Origin of the sequence: Skermanella aerolata KACC 11604 (assembly GCF_000936425.1) — a bacterium.
In the GTDB taxonomy this organism is placed as follows: domain Bacteria; phylum Pseudomonadota; class Alphaproteobacteria; order Azospirillales; family Azospirillaceae; genus Skermanella; species Skermanella aerolata.
On sequence record NZ_AVFK01000264.1, the window covers coordinates 1 to 237 of the forward strand.

Annotated in this window: 1 protein-coding gene; it reads left to right on the plus strand. The window is 67.5% G+C overall.

Annotation, left to right across the window (positions count from 1 at the left end; translation table 11 throughout):
* The coding region (locus tag N826_RS39480; RefSeq protein ID WP_169789529.1) for an AraC family transcriptional regulator at positions 1 to 237 on the plus strand (237 nt) is incomplete at both ends.

A 237-nucleotide genomic window follows, 5' to 3' on the forward strand; every position in this document is an offset into this window, starting at 1 on the left:
AACCTGACGGCGCTGCCCGACGTGCGCCTGCTGCGCTCGAACCGCCCGCTGAAGTCCGTGCCGGTGCTGTACGACCCCGGCATCGTGATCGTGTGCCAGGGCCGCAAGCGCGGCTACTTCGGCGGCGACACCTATCTTTACGATGCGCGCCACTGCCTGGTCGTCTCGGTGCCCGTGCCCTTCACGATGGAAACCGACGCCAGCGAGCAGGAGCCGCTCTTGGCCGTCTACATGCAC